This is a genomic window from Amycolatopsis jejuensis, from assembly GCF_000717335.1.
Taxonomy (GTDB): Bacteria; Actinomycetota; Actinomycetes; order Mycobacteriales; family Pseudonocardiaceae; genus Amycolatopsis; species Amycolatopsis jejuensis.
In genome coordinates, this window is the sequence record NZ_JNYZ01000011.1 from 149,004 (window position 1) to 164,857 (window position 15,854).

Genomic DNA, 15,854 nt, shown 5'->3' on the forward strand with positions numbered 1-15,854 from the left:
AGAATGCGGCGGACCGGCCAGCGATTTTCGGCGGGGCTGGTGCAGGCGCCGCGAGCTGGGCTGTTAAGCTTCCGGATCGTTGCCGTGCGGCATTCCGTCAGGGAGGAAACCCGGCGGCCCTCCGGGGCACGCGGGAGCCACACGAACGCGGCGACGACCTTCACCGAGTGAAAGAGGAACGCCTCCATGGCCAACATCAAGTCGCAGGTCAAGCGCATCACCACGAACGAGAAGGCGCGGCAGCGCAACCTGGCGATCCGGTCCTCGGTGAAGACCGCGATCCGCAAGTTCCGCGAGGCCGCCGAAGCAGGCGACAAGGACAAGGCCCTCGAACTGCAGCGCGAAGCGGCCCGCAAGCTCGACAAGGCCGTCACCAAGGGCGTGATCCACGCCAACCAGGCCGCGAACAAGAAGTCGGCGATCGCGAAGCGCGCGAACCAGCTCTGAGCTGTTCGGATTTCGGAAGGCCCGGTGGCTTCGGCTGCCGGGCCTTTTCCGTTCCCTGGTGAGCCAGCCGCTCCTGCCACCCGATGGCAGGCCCAACGCGCCCGTCTCCTGGCGCGGCGCCCGGGCTGGGCGGGCCCACGCTCCCGCCGGGCTTCCCGCGTCCAGGTCCACACCATCTCCCGCGGAGAGACATCCGCCTGCCACCGGTTTACGCGGCGGCGAAGCAGGGCGGCCGCTCGATCGTGCTGTACTGCATACCGTTGCTCGTCATTTCCGGCCCACCGGCCGATCGCGGGTAGCCCGCTGATGTCCTCCGCCCGGGTCCGCTCCCTGACCGGTCAGCGGTCTCCCTTGGCGCTGATCACCTCGAGCACCGCGCGCTCCAGGGCGTAGTTCGCGTCCGCGGCGGCGCCCTTGACCTCGGCATTCAGGCGCGCCACGACGCGCATCGCGGTGGCCAGCCCGTCCTGGCCCCAGCCCCGGGACTGGCCCTGCGCCTTCCGGATCTTCCACGGCGGCATGCCCAGCTCACCCGCCATCTGGTTCGGGTTGCCGCGCCCGGCGGCCGACACGCGGGCGATCGTGCGGACCGCGTCGGCCAGTGCGTCGGCGACCAGGACATGCGGGACGCCCAGCTGCTCGGCCCAGCGCAACGACTCGAGCGCCGCCGCCCGGTCGCCTGCCACGGCCTTCTCCGCCACCGCGAAGCCGGTCACGTCGGCGCGGCCGGTGTGGTAGCGGCGTACCGCCTGCTCGTCGACGACTCCCCCGGTGTCAGCCACGAGCTGGGTTGCCGCGGACGACAGTTCGCGCAGATCCGAGCCGACCGAGTCGAGCAGCGCCATCAGGCCCGCGCCGTCGATCTTCCCACCCGCGCGGCGCACTTCGTTGCGGACGAACGCTTCGCGGTCGGCCGGCTTCGTGAGCTTCGGGCATTCGGTGATTTCCGCGCCCGCCTTTTTCAACGCGCCCGGCAGCGCCTTGGCGGCTTTGCTGCGCCCGCCACCGCTGTGCACGACCACCAGCACCACGCCGTCGGCCGGTGCCTTGAGGTAGGCCAGCACCGCGTCGGACAGCTCCTGCGAGATGTCCTGCGCCGACTCCAGCACGATCACGCGCCCCTCGGCGAACAGCGACGGGCTCACCAGCTCGGCCAGCGCAGGCGGTGTGAGATCCGACACCCGGACGCGCGTCAGGTCGGCTGTCGAGTCCACTGCTTTGGCCGCGTCGAGCGCGGCACGCACGGCCCGTTCGATGAGCAGTTCTTCCTCGCCCGTGACGAGGTGCAGCGGCGCGGGTGCGGTGGTCACCCCGCCATCCTCTCACCCGGGTGCGGCGACCCCCGCTCCGGTGATGTGGGCCGCCTCCGTGGCACGACCTGATCGCCATGTCGTACGGTATAGCCGAGGCCGCGCTCAGCGCGCCGACAACCGAATACCGCTCATCCAGAGGGGCAGAGGGAACGGCCCGACGAAGCCCCGGCAACCGGCGTACAGCCCGTCATCCTGCGATCGCGGGATAGCTGACGACCACGGTGCCAATTCCGGCCCGCCTCGGCGGGGCAGATGAGGAAAGGAACCTCGCGATGACTGCAGCCCTCGGAACCACCTCCACCAAGACGCTCGACCTCGGTCCGGCCGTCGAACTGGTGTCGAAGGAAGAGGGGCACCGGCAGCCGCTCGCCCCGGAATTCGTGTCCGCCGAAGACTTCTCACCGCTCGAGGTCGCCTACGACTTCGGCCGCGTGCGCCGCGAGGACATCGAAGCAGGCCCGCACAACATCTGGCGTTACAAGAAGCTCCTTCCCGTCCCCTCGACCGTCGAGGAGACTCCGAACACCGAACCCGGCTGTACGCGCCTCGTGCGCGCCGACCGGCTGGCCAAGGAACTCGGCCTCAAGCGCGTGTGGGTCAAGGACGACACCGGCAACCCCACGCACTCGTTCAAGGACCGCGTGGTCGCCGTCGCGCTCGCCGCCGCCCGTGAGTTCGGGTTCGAGGTCCTCGCGTGCCCCTCCACCGGCAACCTGGCCAACGCGACCGCCGCCGCGGCAGCCCGCGCGGGCTGGCGCTCGGTCGTGCTGATCCCGAAGAGCCTCGAGCGCGCGAAGATCCTCACCACCGCCGTGTACGACGGCGACCTCATCGCGGTCGACGGCAACTACGACGACGTGAACCGCCTCGCCACCGAACTCGCCGGCGAGCACCCGAAGTGGGCGTTCGTGAACGTGAACGTCCGCCCGTACTACTCCGAGGGCTCGAAGACGCTTGCCTACGAGGTCGCCGAGCAGCTCGGCTGGCGCATTCCGCCGCAGATCGTCGTACCCATCGCCTCCGGTTCCCAGCTCACCAAGGTGGACAAGGGATTCCGCGAACTCGGCCAGCTCGGCCTCGTGGACGCCAGCCCGTACCAGGTGTTCGGCGCACAGGCCACCGGCTGCTCGCCGGTGTCCACGGCCTTCCGCAACGGCCACGACGTGGTGCAGCCGGTGAAGCCGGACACCATCGCCCGCTCGCTCGCGATCGGCAACCCCGCCGACGGCCCGTACGTCCTCGACGTGGTCAACCGCACCGGCGGCGCGATCGAGGACGTCAGCGACGAAGAGGTCGTCGAGGGCATCCGGCTGCTCGCGCGCACCGAAGGCATCTTCACCGAGACCGCCGGCGGCGTCACCGTCGCGACCGCGAAGAAGCTCGTCGAAACCGGCAAGCTCGACCCGGACGCCGAGACCGTGCTGCTCATCACCGGCGACGGCCTCAAGACCCTCGACGCGGTGGAGAACCACATCGGCCCGAAGGCCACGGTCCCGCCGTCGGCCGCAGCCGTCGCCAAGGCACTGGGCTACTGAGCTGCCGGGTCCGCCGCCCTACCGCGGCGGACCCCGCGGCTCCCCTCGGCGCGCCACCGCAGGTCCGCTGCCGCCCGGCAACACCGCGGTGTCCCCGTCCACGTCGGTCCGGGTCACGAGAGCACCGAGCGTGCCGAGCACGTCCACTGTGGACTTACTCGGGTGCCCATAGCTGTTCCCCGCACCGACGCTGATCAGCGCAGTCCTCGGCCGCACGGCCGCGAGGAACTGCGGCAGCGAGTACCTCGATCCGTGGTGCGGCACTTTCAGCACATCAGCCCGTACCTCCGTCCCTTCCGCGAGCAAATCCGCCTGCGCGGCCAGTTCCACGTCTCCGGTGAGCAAGATCCGCCCGGCCGACGTGTCCGCGCGCAGGACCACTGAGCTGTTGTTGATCATCGTGCCGTCCTGGGCCGCCGGTGCCTGAGTGGTGGCGTAGCGCGGACCGAGCACGTCCAGCGTCAGTCCCGGCCACTGCAGCCGACGGCCTTCGCTGAGCTGCACGACCGGTACGCCACGGCGCTTCGCCTCACCGGACACCTGCTGCCACGCCCACGCAGGCGCCCGCCCCGGACCGACCGCAATCGCACCGACCGCCCGTCCGTCGAACACCGACGCGAGCCCCCCGATGTGGTCGGCATGCAGGTGGCTCAGCACGATCAAGGGCACCCGTTCGACGTCCAGTCGCCGCAAGCACTCGTCGACCGGCCCCGGTTCCGGCCCCGTGTCGACGACCACCGCGCGGCCGTGCTCCGCGGTCGCGAGCACGACTGCGTCACCCTGTCCGACGTCGCACTCCACCATCGCCCAACCGCCTGGCGGCCACCCAGGCAGCAGCACCTTGGCGGGCACGACGGTGAGCAGCACGACGACCAGACTGATCGCCACGAGCAGCCGCACCCGGCGGAACCGCACCGCCACCACGACGACGGCCAGCAGCCCAGCCGCGCACAACCCGCCCCACCAGCCACCCGGCCAATCGAGGACGGCACCGGGCGCCCGCGCACCGTGCCGGGCAACGGTGATCAGCCACCGCGCCTCCGGATCCGCGAGCCGGACCAGCACCTGCCCGGCACCCGGCCACCACGGCCCGACGACTGTCGCGAGCACGCCAAGCACAGTGACCGGCGCAACCACGGGCGCGGCAAGGACATTCGTGACGACCGAGACGATGCTCACCGTGCCCGCCATCCCGGCGATGATCGGCGCCGTGACCACGAACGCGGCCAGCGGCACGGCGAGCCCCTCGGCGTAACCGGGTGGAATTCCCCTTCGTACCAGCGATTCAGCCCATCTCGGGGCCAGCAGGACCAGCCCGGCGGTCGCCAGCACTGACAGCGCGAACCCGAAATCCGCTGCCATCGCCGGATCCCACGCCACCAGTACGCAGACCGCAAACGCCAGCGCGGGCAAGGCGGAGCGGCGCCGTCCGAGCGCCAAGGCGAGCAGGCCGATGCCACCCATCACCCCGGCGCGGACCACGCTCGGTTCAGGACCCACGAGCACCAGAAAGCCCACCAGACACGCTCCGGCCGCCGTCGCGGACAGCCGGGGACCTGCGCGTAGCAATCGACACAGCAGCAGGACGGCACCGCAGACGATGACGAGGTTCCCTCCGCTCACCGCCATCAAGTGGGTGAGCCCGGATGCAGTGAACTCCTCCTCGACCCGTTGCGTCAACGCACTCGTATCCCCCAGCACCAGCCCGGGGAGAAGCCCCGCGGGTTCGTCCGGGAGGACCGTGCACAGCGAATGCAGACCGTTCCGCAACGCCGCCGCCGCACGCTGCCACCACGGTGCCGGGCCGACGCCGACCGGCCCCGCGCGGACGGACAGGACCGCGACGGTCAACTCACCGCCACGCGCGGGCAGGAGCCGTCCGGACGCCGTCACCTCCTGGCCGGGCAACAGACCGCCCCACCCGTCGACCGGCGCCAGCACCAGGATTCGCGCAGTGGAATCGATCCGGTGACCGTCCACTGTGGCCATTTCGACCCGGGCAGGGATCGCCACCGATCGGGTACCGGCTTGCTGATCGGCGTATCCGGCACTGTGGATCGGGCGAGGACGTTCGCTGATCTCGACCAGCAGGGATGCGGTCCTCCCATGGGCAGCGGCAGGTCCGAGCGGGTCGACGCCAGCGTTGTGAATGCGCAACGCTGTTGGCCCGGCCGTGACGAGTCCGGCCAGCAGCAGCGCTCCCGCAGCACCGACGTATCGGCGGCGGCCTCGGCTCAGAAGTACCAGCGCGCCGACGATCGCCACCGAGCCGACCGCAACGGCGACCCACCACCCCAGCCGCAGGCCGGCAAGCGTCGCCGCCCATCCGGCGACGGCAGCGGGAACGAGGCGGAAATCGTGGTCACGCCACGACTTCTCCACCGTTTCGGTAGTCATCCGGTGGTCACCTGCTCGCGCAGTCTTTCGAATTTGCTTTCGCCGATCCCTTCGACATCGCGGAGTTGTTCGACGCTCGAGAACCCGCCGTGCTGTGTCCGCCAGTCGACAATCCGCCGGGCCGTGACCTCGCCGACGCCGGGGAGAGTGTCGAGCTGGTCGGGAGTGGCGGAGTTCAGATTGACCTTGCCCGGTGGGGCGCCTGCTCCGGCCGGTGCTGCCTGGGCCCCGGGGAGGCCGACCGCAAGTTGTTCCCCGTCGGTGAGTTTGCGGGCAAGGTTGAGGGCGGACAGGTCGGCGCCCGGGTCGGGACCACCGGCCGCACGCAGGGCGTCGTCCACCCGTGATCCCGGCGGAACGGTGACGAGACCCGGCGAGCGGACGTGCCCGATCACGCTGATCACCAGCTTCGCCGCCGCTCCGGACGGCTCCTTCGACGCGACCGGAACCTGCGCCCGTGCGGTGGGAAGCGGCGGGGCGACCTCCGCGGCAGGCGAGCGGCCGAAGATCGCGAACCCACCGGCCACGACCGCCGCGGCGGCCAGGAACGCCAAGGCGAAGAGCACTCCCCGGCGGCCGAGCAGGCCGGTCATGCCTTGCTCACTTCCACCGGGCAGCCAGCGACGGGCGAGCCGACCGTCGCCGCCACCGGGGAGCCAACGACGGGTTGTTCCCCCGCCGTTGCTGTCGGTCAGCCAGCCCATTGCAGACGGATCCGCGCTCTCGCCGGGCATCGATTCACCTGCGGCCCCGTCGAACGCGTCGCCTCGCATCAGGTCACCCCCTTCCTCCTCGGATACCGGCTGTCGCCTCAGGCGATCGCCGTCGTCGGGCAGCCAGCCCCGTACCAATCGACCTCCGCCACTCCGGCGGGCCGACCTGCCTTGGGCACCGAACAGCCACCGGCGCACCGGCCCGGTGGCGGACGGAGCGACGGCCAGCTGGTCGGCCAGCCAGGTGAGCCTGGCGTTGGGAGTGCCCGGATCACGGGCGGACTGCTCGAACACACGATCGACGCTAGAGGTCGAGCGAGCCGGAGGCGAGGGGGTCCGGCGGAATCTGTGGACAACCCACCTCTTGGGGACAACCCGGCCAGGCGACGGGCGGCGACCCGGATTTTGTCGGTGCGCCCTGCCATAATGGCGGATTTCGCCGGGCATGCTGCAGCTTTGTGCGCACTCGACGGTTTCGAAGGCCAAAGTGCCCAATCTCAGCCAAATTCGCCGACGGCCGAAATTCCCGCTGCTTCCATTCCCACAAGCGGGATCGATGCCCGCATGAAAGGGCAGGTTTCACGACCTCACGGGTCGATGACCGGCCAGGTTTCGCCGCCCCGGGCAACCGGCGTCATACGTTTCCCGGATGAAGGTACTTTTCTCGGCAACCCCTGCGTACGGCCACATCCTGCCGCTGGTGCCGCTGGCCCGTGCCCTTCGCGACGCCGGGCACACCGCCGGTTTCCTGACCGCCGCCGGGCTCTCCCCGGCCATTGATTCCGAGGGTTTCGATTTCCTTCCTGCCGGGCCGATGCCGGAAGTTTTGTTCGCCGACGTATTCGAGCGAACCGGTGCAAATCCGGCCGCCAACCCGACACCGGAATCCATTACCGACTTCTTCGTACGTAGCCGGCTCCAGCACGGCGCCGGAGAGGCACTGGCGGCTGGCCGCACGTGGGCGCCGGACGTCATCATCTCGGAACTCGACGATTTCATCGGCCCGCTGGTCGCCGCCGAACTCGGCATCCCGCTCGGCTCGCTCACCTTCGGTCCGGCCGTTCCGCCCGAGTTCTACGACCCGATGGTCGAGGCGGCGCACGCACATTACCGGGAGCTCGGCGCCACCCCGGTCGCCCCGTCGTGGCTCTTCGACACCTGCCCGCCGTCGCTGCAGGTCGACGGGTGGATCGCGCCGGGCAACCGGTGGGCCCTGCGCCCGGAGGCTCATCGTGGTGCGCGGCCGGCAAGCCCGGCAATACCCGCGAAAAGGCGCGTACTGGTCACTTTCGGCACTGTCTTCACCGAGCCCGAGGTGCTGAACCCAGTACTCGCTGAACTGTCCACTGTGGACGCTGAGCTGCTGGTCACCCTCGGCTTCGCCGCCAAGACCGAGGACTTCCCCGGCGCCGGGGCGAATGTGGCGTTCTCCCCATTCGCCCCGCTGTCCGAGCTCCTGACCGGTGTCGACGCGGTGGTCACGCACGGCGGCGCAGGAACCACCCTCGGCGCGCTGGCGCACGGGATTCCGCTCGTCGTGGTCCCGCAAGGAGCAGACCAGTTCGTTCAGGCCGATCGGGTGTCCGCGGCCGGCGCCGGGATTTCGTTCGGCCCGGGTACGGCTACTCCGGAGACCATCGCCGAAGCCGTTCGCACCGTACTCGCCGACGACGCGATCCGCGGCAGCGCGAAACGGATCGCCGACGACATCGCCGCGCTGCCATCACCGGCAGAGGTCGCCGCCCGGCTGGTGGAATCGGTCTCCACCAAGGGCTAGGAAGCGCGCTGCACCACCACGCCGAGCACCCCGGGTCCGGTGTGCGCGCCGATCACCGCACCGAGCTCCGACACCACACAGCCTCCAGCACAGCCGGGCACGGCTTCCTCAAGGCGGTTGGCCAGCTCGACGGCCCGCTCCGGAGACGCGAGGTGGTGCACCGCCAGTTCGACCGGTCCGTCACCGGCCGCCTGCACGGACAGCTCGACCAGCCGTCCGATCGCACGGTTCATCGTGCGCACCTTCTCCAGCGGCAGTATCCGGCCTTCGGACATGTGCAGCACCGGTTTCACCGCCAGTGCCGTACCGAGCAGCGCGGCGGCCGAGCCGATCCGGCCGCCGCGGCGGAGGTGTTCCAAAGTCTCGACCACGAAGAGGGTCGATGAGCGCGCGGCCGCATCCACGGCAGCGGCTTCGACTTCCGCGGCGCTCAATCCGTCGGCGGCCGCAACAGCCGCGTGCAGTGCCGCGAACCCCAAACCCATCGCAGTGGTACGGGAATCGACCACGCGCACGACGTCCGAACCCACTTCCTCGGCGGCCAGCACCGCGGCCTCCCACGTGCCCGACAGCTCGCGCGACAAATGCACCGACACCACGGCGTCCGCACCCGAATCCAGCGCGGCCCGGAACTCGGCAGCGAATTCGGCAGGCGTGGGCCGGGAAGTGGTGACGATCTTGCGCTCCCCCAGCGCCTCCGCAAGGGCGGCCGGACCCATTTCGACACCGTCGAGTGAGCACTCGCCGTCGACGAGGACATGCAGGGGCACTACGCGCACCGAGTGCCGCTCGGCGAAGCCTTCGGGCAGGTGCGCGGTGGAGTCCGTGACCACGGCGACCGACACGTCGTCAGCCTACGTCGCCAGTGCCGAGGTACGGCGCAACCAGCTTCGCCATCGCCGTGCCGACAGCTTCGTGTCCAGCCCATCCCCAGTGCATGCCATCGGGATTTCCTGCGCCGCTCAACACATGTTCGCCAACTACGCCGGGCGTGTCGAGTAACGGGACTTCGCAACGCGCGGCCCACGAAGACATCGCAGCAGCCGCTTCGGCGCGTCCTGTGTGTACGCGCCCGTACGCGTCCGCGCGGTGCACCGAAGGCAGCATCCCGACCACAGGCAGCTCGGGCCGCAACGCGCGCAACGCTTCGACGGACTGGTCCAGATAGCTCACACTCAACCGCGCAGGCAGCACCCTAGGACGCCCGCGCAGCACGACAGACAACCGTGGCTGCGCGGCGAGGTAGGCGCCACGTACGACGCGACGCACGCCGTCGGGGCGAAGGTAACGCAGTCCCTGGCGAAGGTACGTCGGCAGCGGAGACGGCAGCGTGTCCATACTGCCGACAGCGAGCACGACAGCATCGACGCGGCTCAGATCAGCCCACACTCGCGGGTCTCCGGTGAGCGACCACCACAGGTCGCGTGCGGTCCAGCCGATCCCGGCGACGAGGTCCGCGTGCCCGGACAGCGCACTGGCGGCAACGTTGGGCCACAACCGCGGATCGTCGGCCGCACAAGGGCCTTCGGGTCCGTGGAAGCTGAGCGAATCGCCGAAGACGAGCAGCTGCGGGCCCACCGGGTCAGCCGGTAATACCCGCGTTGTACGCGTGCAGGCGCCACTTCCCGGCGCGCCGGCCCAGCTCTACCCAATGGCAGTTCATGATCCCCCCGAGCGACGGCCACACCTCGACCGGCAGACCGAGCAGCCGCGCGGTGAGGGCGACGATCAGACCACCGTGCGTCGCGAGCAATACGGCTTCGCCGGTGTCGGCGTTCGGCTGCAGCAGATCGTCGACCACCTCGACGGCGCGAGCGGCGACGTCGACCCGCGATTCCCCGCCGGGCGGCGCCCACGCCGCGTCGGTGCTCCACCGGACACGATCACCCGGGTATGCCGCGTCGACCTCGGCTCCGGTCATCCCCTGCCATTCGCCGAGATGCGTTTCGCGGAGGCGCTTGTCGATGCGCAGCGGCACGCCGATGGCGTCGGTGAGCACGGTCGCGGTGTCCGTCGCGCGATGCAGGTCGGAGGCGATGACCAGGTCGGGGGCGAACCGCGACAGCGCGGGAACGGCGAACCGGGCCTGGTTCCAGCCGACCGGGGTCAGCGCGGAATCGAGGTGTCCCTGCATGCGGCCGGCGGCGTTGTAGTCCGTCTCGCCGTGCCGCCAGAGCAGCAGCCGCCGCGGGCTCACGCCTCCGGGCCGTCCGCGTCGTCGGCGGAGACGGTCGCCAGCCCTTCGACCTCGATCCGCGGGCAGTCCTTCCACAGCCGCTCGAGGCCGTAGAACGACCGTTCCTCCTGGTGCTGCACGTGGACGACGACGTCGACGTAGTCGAGCAGCACCCACCGGCCCTCACGGGCGCCTTCGCGCCGCACCGGCTTGTGCCCGTCGATGCGGAGCTTCTCCTCGACGTTGTCGACGATCGCACCGACCTGCCGCTCGTTCGCCGCGGACGCGATCACGAACGCGTCGGTGATCACGAGCTGGTCGGACACGTCCAGCACGACCACGTCGCTGGCCAGCTTGTCGGCTGCCGCGTGCGCGGCCGCCACCGCCAGGTCCCGTGCCTCGGACGTCGCTGCCACAGTGCTCCCTGCTTGCTCTTCCGGATTCTGGGTACGCCCGCACGAGGGTACCCGGTCAGGCCCCGGCGTCCTTGCGGTAGAGGTCCTTCTTGGCGATGTAGCGGACGACGCCGTCGGGCACGAGGTACCAGACCGGCTCGCCGCGCTCGACGCGCTCGCGGCATCCGGTGGACGAGATCGCCATCGCGGTGACCTCGACGAGGCTCACCTTGCCGCTCGGCAGATGGTGCGAGTTGAGCCGGTAACCGGGCCGGGTGACGCCGATGAAGTGCGCGAAGTCGAAGAGCTCGCCTGCTTTGTGCCAGGTGAGGATCTGCTCGAGGGCGTCCGCGCCGGTGATGAAGAAGAGTTCGTCGTCCGGGTATTCCTCGTGCAGGTCCCGCAGGGTGTCCACGGTGTAGGTCTGGCCGCCGCGGTCGATGTCGACGCGGCTCACGGAGAACACCGGGTTGGACGCGGTGGCGATGACCGTCATCAGGTAGCGGTCCTCGGCGCGGGTGACCCGGCGGCCGGACTTCTGCCACGGCTGCCCGGTGGGCACGAAGATGACCTCGTCGAGCGCGAACCGTGACTGGACCTCGCTGGCTGCGACGAGGTGGCCGTGGTGCACGGGGTCGAAGGTGCCGCCCATGACCCCGATCCGGCGTGGTGACATAGCCGGTGAGCCTAATACGCGCGGGCGCGCGCGGAGGCCGTCGCGGCTGCGACCTCGGTTACTCTCCGGCGCAATTGTGATATGAGTCACATAACTCTCTGTTTTGGGGTGCGAACGGTCCGTTCGCACCCGTTCCGGCTCCCACTTTGTCGGGGGGATGGGGTAGACGTGGGGACGTGAACACCACCGACACCTTGCGAACCCGCGCCGAGACCCTGCTGCGCGCGCTCGCCGGAGACACCGCAGCACTGCGCGAAGACCAGTGGACCGCCATCGAGGCGCTGGTCGCGCAGCATCGGCGGGCGCTCGTCGTGCAGCGCACCGGATGGGGCAAATCCGCGGTGTACTTCCTGGCCACGGCGCTGCTGCGGGAGCAAGGCGCGGGGCCGACGGTCATCGTGTCGCCGCTGCTTGCCTTGATGCGCAACCAGATCTCCGCCGCGGCGCGGGCGGGCATCCACGCGGCCACGATCAACTCGGCCAATGCACAGGAGTGGGACCAGGTGCAGGCGTCGGTGGCGGCAGGCGAGGTGGACGTGCTGCTGGTCAGCCCGGAACGGCTCAACAACCCGGACTTCCGGGACAGCGTGCTGCCGAAGCTCACCGCCAGCGCCGGGCTGCTCGTGGTGGACGAGGCACACTGCATTTCCGACTGGGGCCACGACTTCCGGCCGGACTACCGGCGGTTGCGGACCTTGCTCGGCGACCTGCCCGAAGGCGTTCCGGTGCTGGCCACCACGGCGACCGCGAACGACCGGGTGGCCACGGATGTCGCCGAGCAGCTCGGCATCGGCGACGAGGCGGGCACCCTCGTCCTCCGCGGTCCGCTCGATCGGGAAAGCCTGCGGCTGGCCGTGGCCGAGCTGCCCTCCGACGAGGCAAGGCTGGCGTGGCTCGCCGAACATCTGGCGGAGCTGCCCGGGTCGGGCATCATCTACACGCTCACGGTCGCCGCCGCGAACGACGTCACCGCGCTGCTGTCCGACCGTGGGTACGCGGTGTCCGCCTACACCGGCAAAACCGATCCGGCCGACCGCCAGGCCGCCGAGGACGACCTGCTGGCCAACCGGGTCAAGGCACTGGTGGCGACGTCGGCGCTCGGGATGGGGTTCGACAAGCCGGACCTCGGGTTCGTGGTGCACCTGGGCGCACCGTCGTCGCCGATCGCCTACTACCAGCAGGTCGGGCGCGCCGGCCGCGGCGTCGAGCGGGCGGAGGTCGTGCTGCTGCCGGGGCGGGAGGACAAGGCGATCTGGGCGTACTTCGGGTCGCTCGCGTTCCCGGACGAGCTGCGGGTCACGCAGGTACTCAACGCGCTCGAGTACGCCGACCGTCCACTTTCGACAGTCGCGCTGGAGCCGTCGGTCGAGCTTTCCCGGTCGCGGCTGGAGATGGTGCTGAAAGTGCTCGATGTGGACGGTGCGGTACGCCGGGTCCGCGGCGGCTGGGAGAGCACGGGGCAGCCGTGGGAGTACGACCGGGAGCGGTACGAACGCGTCGGTGCCGCGCGGGCCGCCGAGCAGGAGGCGATGCTCGGGTATCTGCGGACTGCCGGGTGCCGGATGGAATATCTGCGCACTCAGCTCGACGACCCGGACGCTGCGCCGTGCGGCCGCTGCGACAACTGCACCGGGCAGCATTGGGATACCTCGGTGTCGGACGAGGTCGCGGGTGCCACCCGGGAACGGCTCGATCGGCCCGGGGTGGAGGTGGCACCGCGCAAGCAGTGGCCGAGCGGGATGGGCGGGCTCGACGTACCCCTGTCGGGCCGGATCGCCGCGGGCGAGCAGGCCTCGGCGGGACAGGTGCTGGGCCGCCTCACCGACGTCGGCTGGGGCGGCCGGTTGCGCGATTTGCTCGGCCCGGGCGCGTCCGACACCGAGGTGCCCGACTCGGTGTTCGACGCCTGCGTGAAGGTCCTCGCGGGCTGGCAGTGGACGCAGCGACCGGTGGCGGTGGTGGCGATCCCGTCAGCGACCCGTCCGCAGCTGGTAGACAGCCTGGCCCTGCGACTGTCCGCCATCGGCCGGTTGGACTACCTGGGCGAACTGGCGTCGTCGGGCCCACCACCCCGGCAGGCGAACAGCGCCCAGCGCCTGGCCGACCTGTGGCGGAGGTTGAGCCTGCCGGAGGACGTGGCGGCGAGCGTCGCACAAACGCGAGGCCCGGTCCTGCTGGTGGACGACATCATCGACACCGGCTGGACGATGACCCTGGCGGCCCGCCTGCTACGGCAAGCAGGGGCGGAGGAGGTGTTGCCATTCGCGTTGGCCAGCACGGCGTGATGGGTTGGCGAGTCGAGATTTGGCTGGTCGAGACTTGGCGGGTCGAGATTGGCTGGTCGAGATTGGCGGGTCGAGATTGGCTGGTCGAGATTGGCTGGTCGAGATTGGAAACCGGGGCGCGCGCGGAAACTGCGGCGGCGATGGCGAGGTGAGGTCGGGCCGCCTGAGGCCGGACTGAGCTGAAGCCGCGAGCAGAAGTCAGGGCTGCACACGGCGACGAGCCACCGCCGCGAGCCACGGTTGCCGAAGGTGTGGTCTGAGCGCCTGTGCAGTCGCAACGCGCTCACCCGTCTCGGCCCGGCTTAGCCCTACCCGGGTCAAACCTGGCCCGGGCCAGCCCTGCCCGGGCCAGGTCAGGTCAGCTCTGCCCGGCTTAGCTCGGCTCAACCCCGGGCCAGCTCGGCCCGGATCCGATCAGATCAGGTCAGCCCTGCCCGGCTTGCCCGACCCGGGTCAAACCTGCCCGGGCCAGCCCTGCCCGGCCCTGCCCGGCCCTGCCAGGGTCAGGTCAGCCCTGCCCGGCTTAGCCCGGCTCAACCCCGGGCCAGCTCGGCCCAGCCCGAATCAGCCCGGGCCGGACCAGCCCGGGTCGGCTCAGCCCTGTCCGGATCAGACCGATTCGGCCCCGCCGACTACGGCTCGGGTCAGCTCAGCCTGGGTCAGCCCAGCCCAGCTCCGCCTGGCCCAAAACACGATCCGCCACCTGGCGCAAACGCCACCGCATCACCCCACGGTTGGACAACCACTCACCATCACATCCGGCAGAGATCTACCGATCTCCAGGCCTTTCTGGCAAAGTGCGCTTCCACCCGTGCGGACGTGGAGGTTGCTCGATGCCCGGTCCTACGACGCAAGCGCGGCATCGGCTGCCCGTGCGGAAGTTGTTCGCTGCCAGTGCCGGGAATGCGCTCGAGTGGTTCGACTGGACGATCTACGCCACGTTCAGCATCTACTTCGCGGCCGCGTTCTTCCCGCCTGGCAACGACGCCCTCGCGCTGATCAACACGTTCGCCACCTACGCGCTCGCGTTCTTCTTCCGGCCGCTCGGCGGGGTGCTGCTCGGGCGGTTCGCCGACGTGCACGGGCGCAAGCCGGCCATGATTCTCACCATCTCGCTCATGGCTGGGGGGTCCGTGGCGATCGGTATCTTGCCCACGTTCTCCCAGGTCGGCTGGCTGGCACCCGTCTTGCTGTTGCTCGCGAGGGTCGCGCAGGGGCTTTCGCTCGGGGGTGAGGTGTCCAATGCGTCCGCGTACCTCGGCGAAGTCGCGCCCAAGGAGCGGCGCGGGCGGTACTCCTCGTTCTTCTACATCTCCACCGGGTCGGCCGTGCTGATCGCCACCGTCCTCGGGTTCGTGCTCGCGCGCACGATGGGCAAGGCGGACCTCACCTCGTTCGGCTGGCGGATTCCGTTCCTGCTCGGCGGGGTGCTCGGGCTGGTCGGGCTGTGGCTGCGGCGCAGTCTCGAGGAAACCGAGCTGTACCAAGAGAAAAAGGAAACCGCGCGGCGGGTCGAGCGACCGCTGCTCACCACGCTCACCCGGCATCCGCGGGCGGTCGGCCAGCTCATCGGCTTCACGATGCTGTCCACGCTCTGCTACTACACGTTCTTCAGCGCCCTCACGTCCTTCGCGGTCAAAGGCCGCGGCGCCAACGACGTCGACACCTTCCTCGCGCTTTCGATCGCCACCGCATTGTTCGTCATCCTCCAGTACCCGATGGGCGCGCTCGCCGACCGTTACGGCCGGCGGCCGCAGCTGCTCGTCTGGTCCGGTTCGATGGCGCTCGTGATCGTGCCGCTTTCGTACCTCGTGCGGCCCGGGCTCGGGAATCTGCTCATCGTGTTCTGCGTCGGTCTCGCGCTCTACACCGCGCTGACCTCCGTCGCCCCGGCGATCATGAGCGAGCTCTTCCCCACCGAACTGCGCGGGCTCGGCATCGGGGCCTGGTACAACCTCACCGTCGCCGTGTTCGGGGGCACCGCTCCCCTCGTGCTCAGCGCGCTGTCCGCGGCCGGGGCGGCCACGGCGTTCTTCTGGTACGTCGCAGTCGCTGCCGCGATCGCGTTCGTCGTGGTCCTGCGCATGCCCGAGACGGCGGGCAGCGAACTGCCCTGACGCGCGCTCGGTACCCTTCAGCG

At 70.1% G+C, this 15,854-nt stretch carries 13 protein-coding genes and 1 riboswitch; of the genes, 5 read left to right on the forward strand and 8 right to left on the reverse strand.

The window, feature by feature from the left end; translation table 11 throughout:
- Positions 1-186: 186 nt before the first annotated feature.
- Positions 187-447, forward strand: a complete 261-nt coding sequence (rpsT, locus tag OO71_RS15930; protein WP_033290550.1) for a 30S ribosomal protein S20 — start codon at positions 187-189, stop codon at positions 445-447.
- Between the two features lie 338 nt (positions 448-785).
- Here rpsT and holA read toward each other — a convergent pair whose 3' ends face one another.
- On the reverse strand, positions 786-1,757 hold the full coding sequence (gene holA / locus OO71_RS15935) for a DNA polymerase III subunit delta (protein ID WP_033290551.1): 972 nt from the start codon (positions 1,755-1,757) through the stop codon (positions 786-788).
- 128 nt (positions 1,758-1,885) lie between these two features.
- A riboswitch (SAM riboswitch) is annotated at positions 1,886-2,019 on the forward strand.
- 13 nt (positions 2,020-2,032) lie between these two features.
- Between holA and thrC the strand changes: the two genes are divergently transcribed.
- On the forward strand, positions 2,033-3,295 hold the full coding sequence (gene thrC / locus OO71_RS15940; RefSeq protein WP_033290552.1) for a threonine synthase: 1,263 nt from the start codon (positions 2,033-2,035) through the stop codon (positions 3,293-3,295).
- Positions 3,296-3,313: 18 nt separating this feature from the next.
- On the opposite strand, the gene OO71_RS15945 is transcribed toward thrC, so the two are convergent.
- Positions 3,314-5,692, reverse strand: coding sequence for a ComEC/Rec2 family competence protein (locus OO71_RS15945; protein ID WP_033290553.1), 2,379 nt, complete (start codon positions 5,690-5,692; stop codon positions 3,314-3,316).
- Positions 5,689-6,699 carry a helix-hairpin-helix domain-containing protein gene (locus OO71_RS15950; protein WP_033290554.1) on the reverse strand — a complete coding sequence of 337 codons (1,011 nt, stop codon included), beginning with the start codon at positions 6,697-6,699 and terminating at the stop codon, positions 5,689-5,691. Before OO71_RS15950 ends, OO71_RS15945 begins: the two co-directional genes overlap by 4 nt.
- A gap of 355 nt (positions 6,700-7,054) precedes the next feature.
- Between OO71_RS15950 and OO71_RS15955 the strand changes: the two genes are divergently transcribed.
- Positions 7,055-8,182, forward strand: a complete 1,128-nt coding sequence (locus OO71_RS15955; protein WP_033290555.1) for a glycosyltransferase — start codon at positions 7,055-7,057, stop codon at positions 8,180-8,182.
- On the opposite strand, the gene OO71_RS15960 is transcribed toward OO71_RS15955, so the two are convergent.
- From OO71_RS15960 to nadD, 5 genes are read right to left on the reverse strand one after another with little or no spacing between them, the layout of a single operon-like run.
- Complete coding sequence (locus OO71_RS15960; RefSeq protein ID WP_033290556.1) at positions 8,179-9,027, reverse strand: DegV family protein; 849 nt, start codon at positions 9,025-9,027, stop codon at positions 8,179-8,181. The two genes, OO71_RS15955 and OO71_RS15960, sit on opposite strands and share 4 nt — an antisense overlap.
- Before the next feature lie 4 nt (positions 9,028-9,031).
- Positions 9,032-9,760, reverse strand: a complete 729-nt coding sequence (gene octT, locus OO71_RS15965; RefSeq protein ID WP_033290557.1) for a diglucosylglycerate octanoyltransferase — start codon at positions 9,758-9,760, stop codon at positions 9,032-9,034.
- Positions 9,761-9,764: 4 nt separating this feature from the next.
- The gene (locus OO71_RS15970) at positions 9,765-10,379 is read right to left on the reverse strand and encodes a histidine phosphatase family protein (protein ID WP_033290558.1); all 615 of its coding nucleotides are present in this window, start codon (positions 10,377-10,379) and stop codon (positions 9,765-9,767) included.
- On the reverse strand, positions 10,376-10,774 hold the full coding sequence (rsfS, locus tag OO71_RS15975; RefSeq protein ID WP_033290559.1) for a ribosome silencing factor: 399 nt from the start codon (positions 10,772-10,774) through the stop codon (positions 10,376-10,378). Before rsfS ends, OO71_RS15970 begins: the two co-directional genes overlap by 4 nt.
- A gap of 55 nt (positions 10,775-10,829) precedes the next feature.
- Complete coding sequence (nadD, locus tag OO71_RS15980) at positions 10,830-11,429, reverse strand: nicotinate-nucleotide adenylyltransferase (protein ID WP_084144976.1); 600 nt, start codon at positions 11,427-11,429, stop codon at positions 10,830-10,832.
- Between the two features lie 176 nt (positions 11,430-11,605).
- Between nadD and OO71_RS15985 the strand changes: the two genes are divergently transcribed.
- Complete coding sequence (locus OO71_RS15985; protein WP_033290561.1) at positions 11,606-13,714, forward strand: RecQ family ATP-dependent DNA helicase; 2,109 nt, start codon at positions 11,606-11,608, stop codon at positions 13,712-13,714.
- Between the two features lie 833 nt (positions 13,715-14,547).
- Positions 14,548-15,831, forward strand: coding sequence for an MFS transporter (locus OO71_RS15990; protein WP_033290562.1), 1,284 nt, complete (start codon positions 14,548-14,550; stop codon positions 15,829-15,831).
- Positions 15,832-15,854 lie beyond the last annotated feature (23 nt).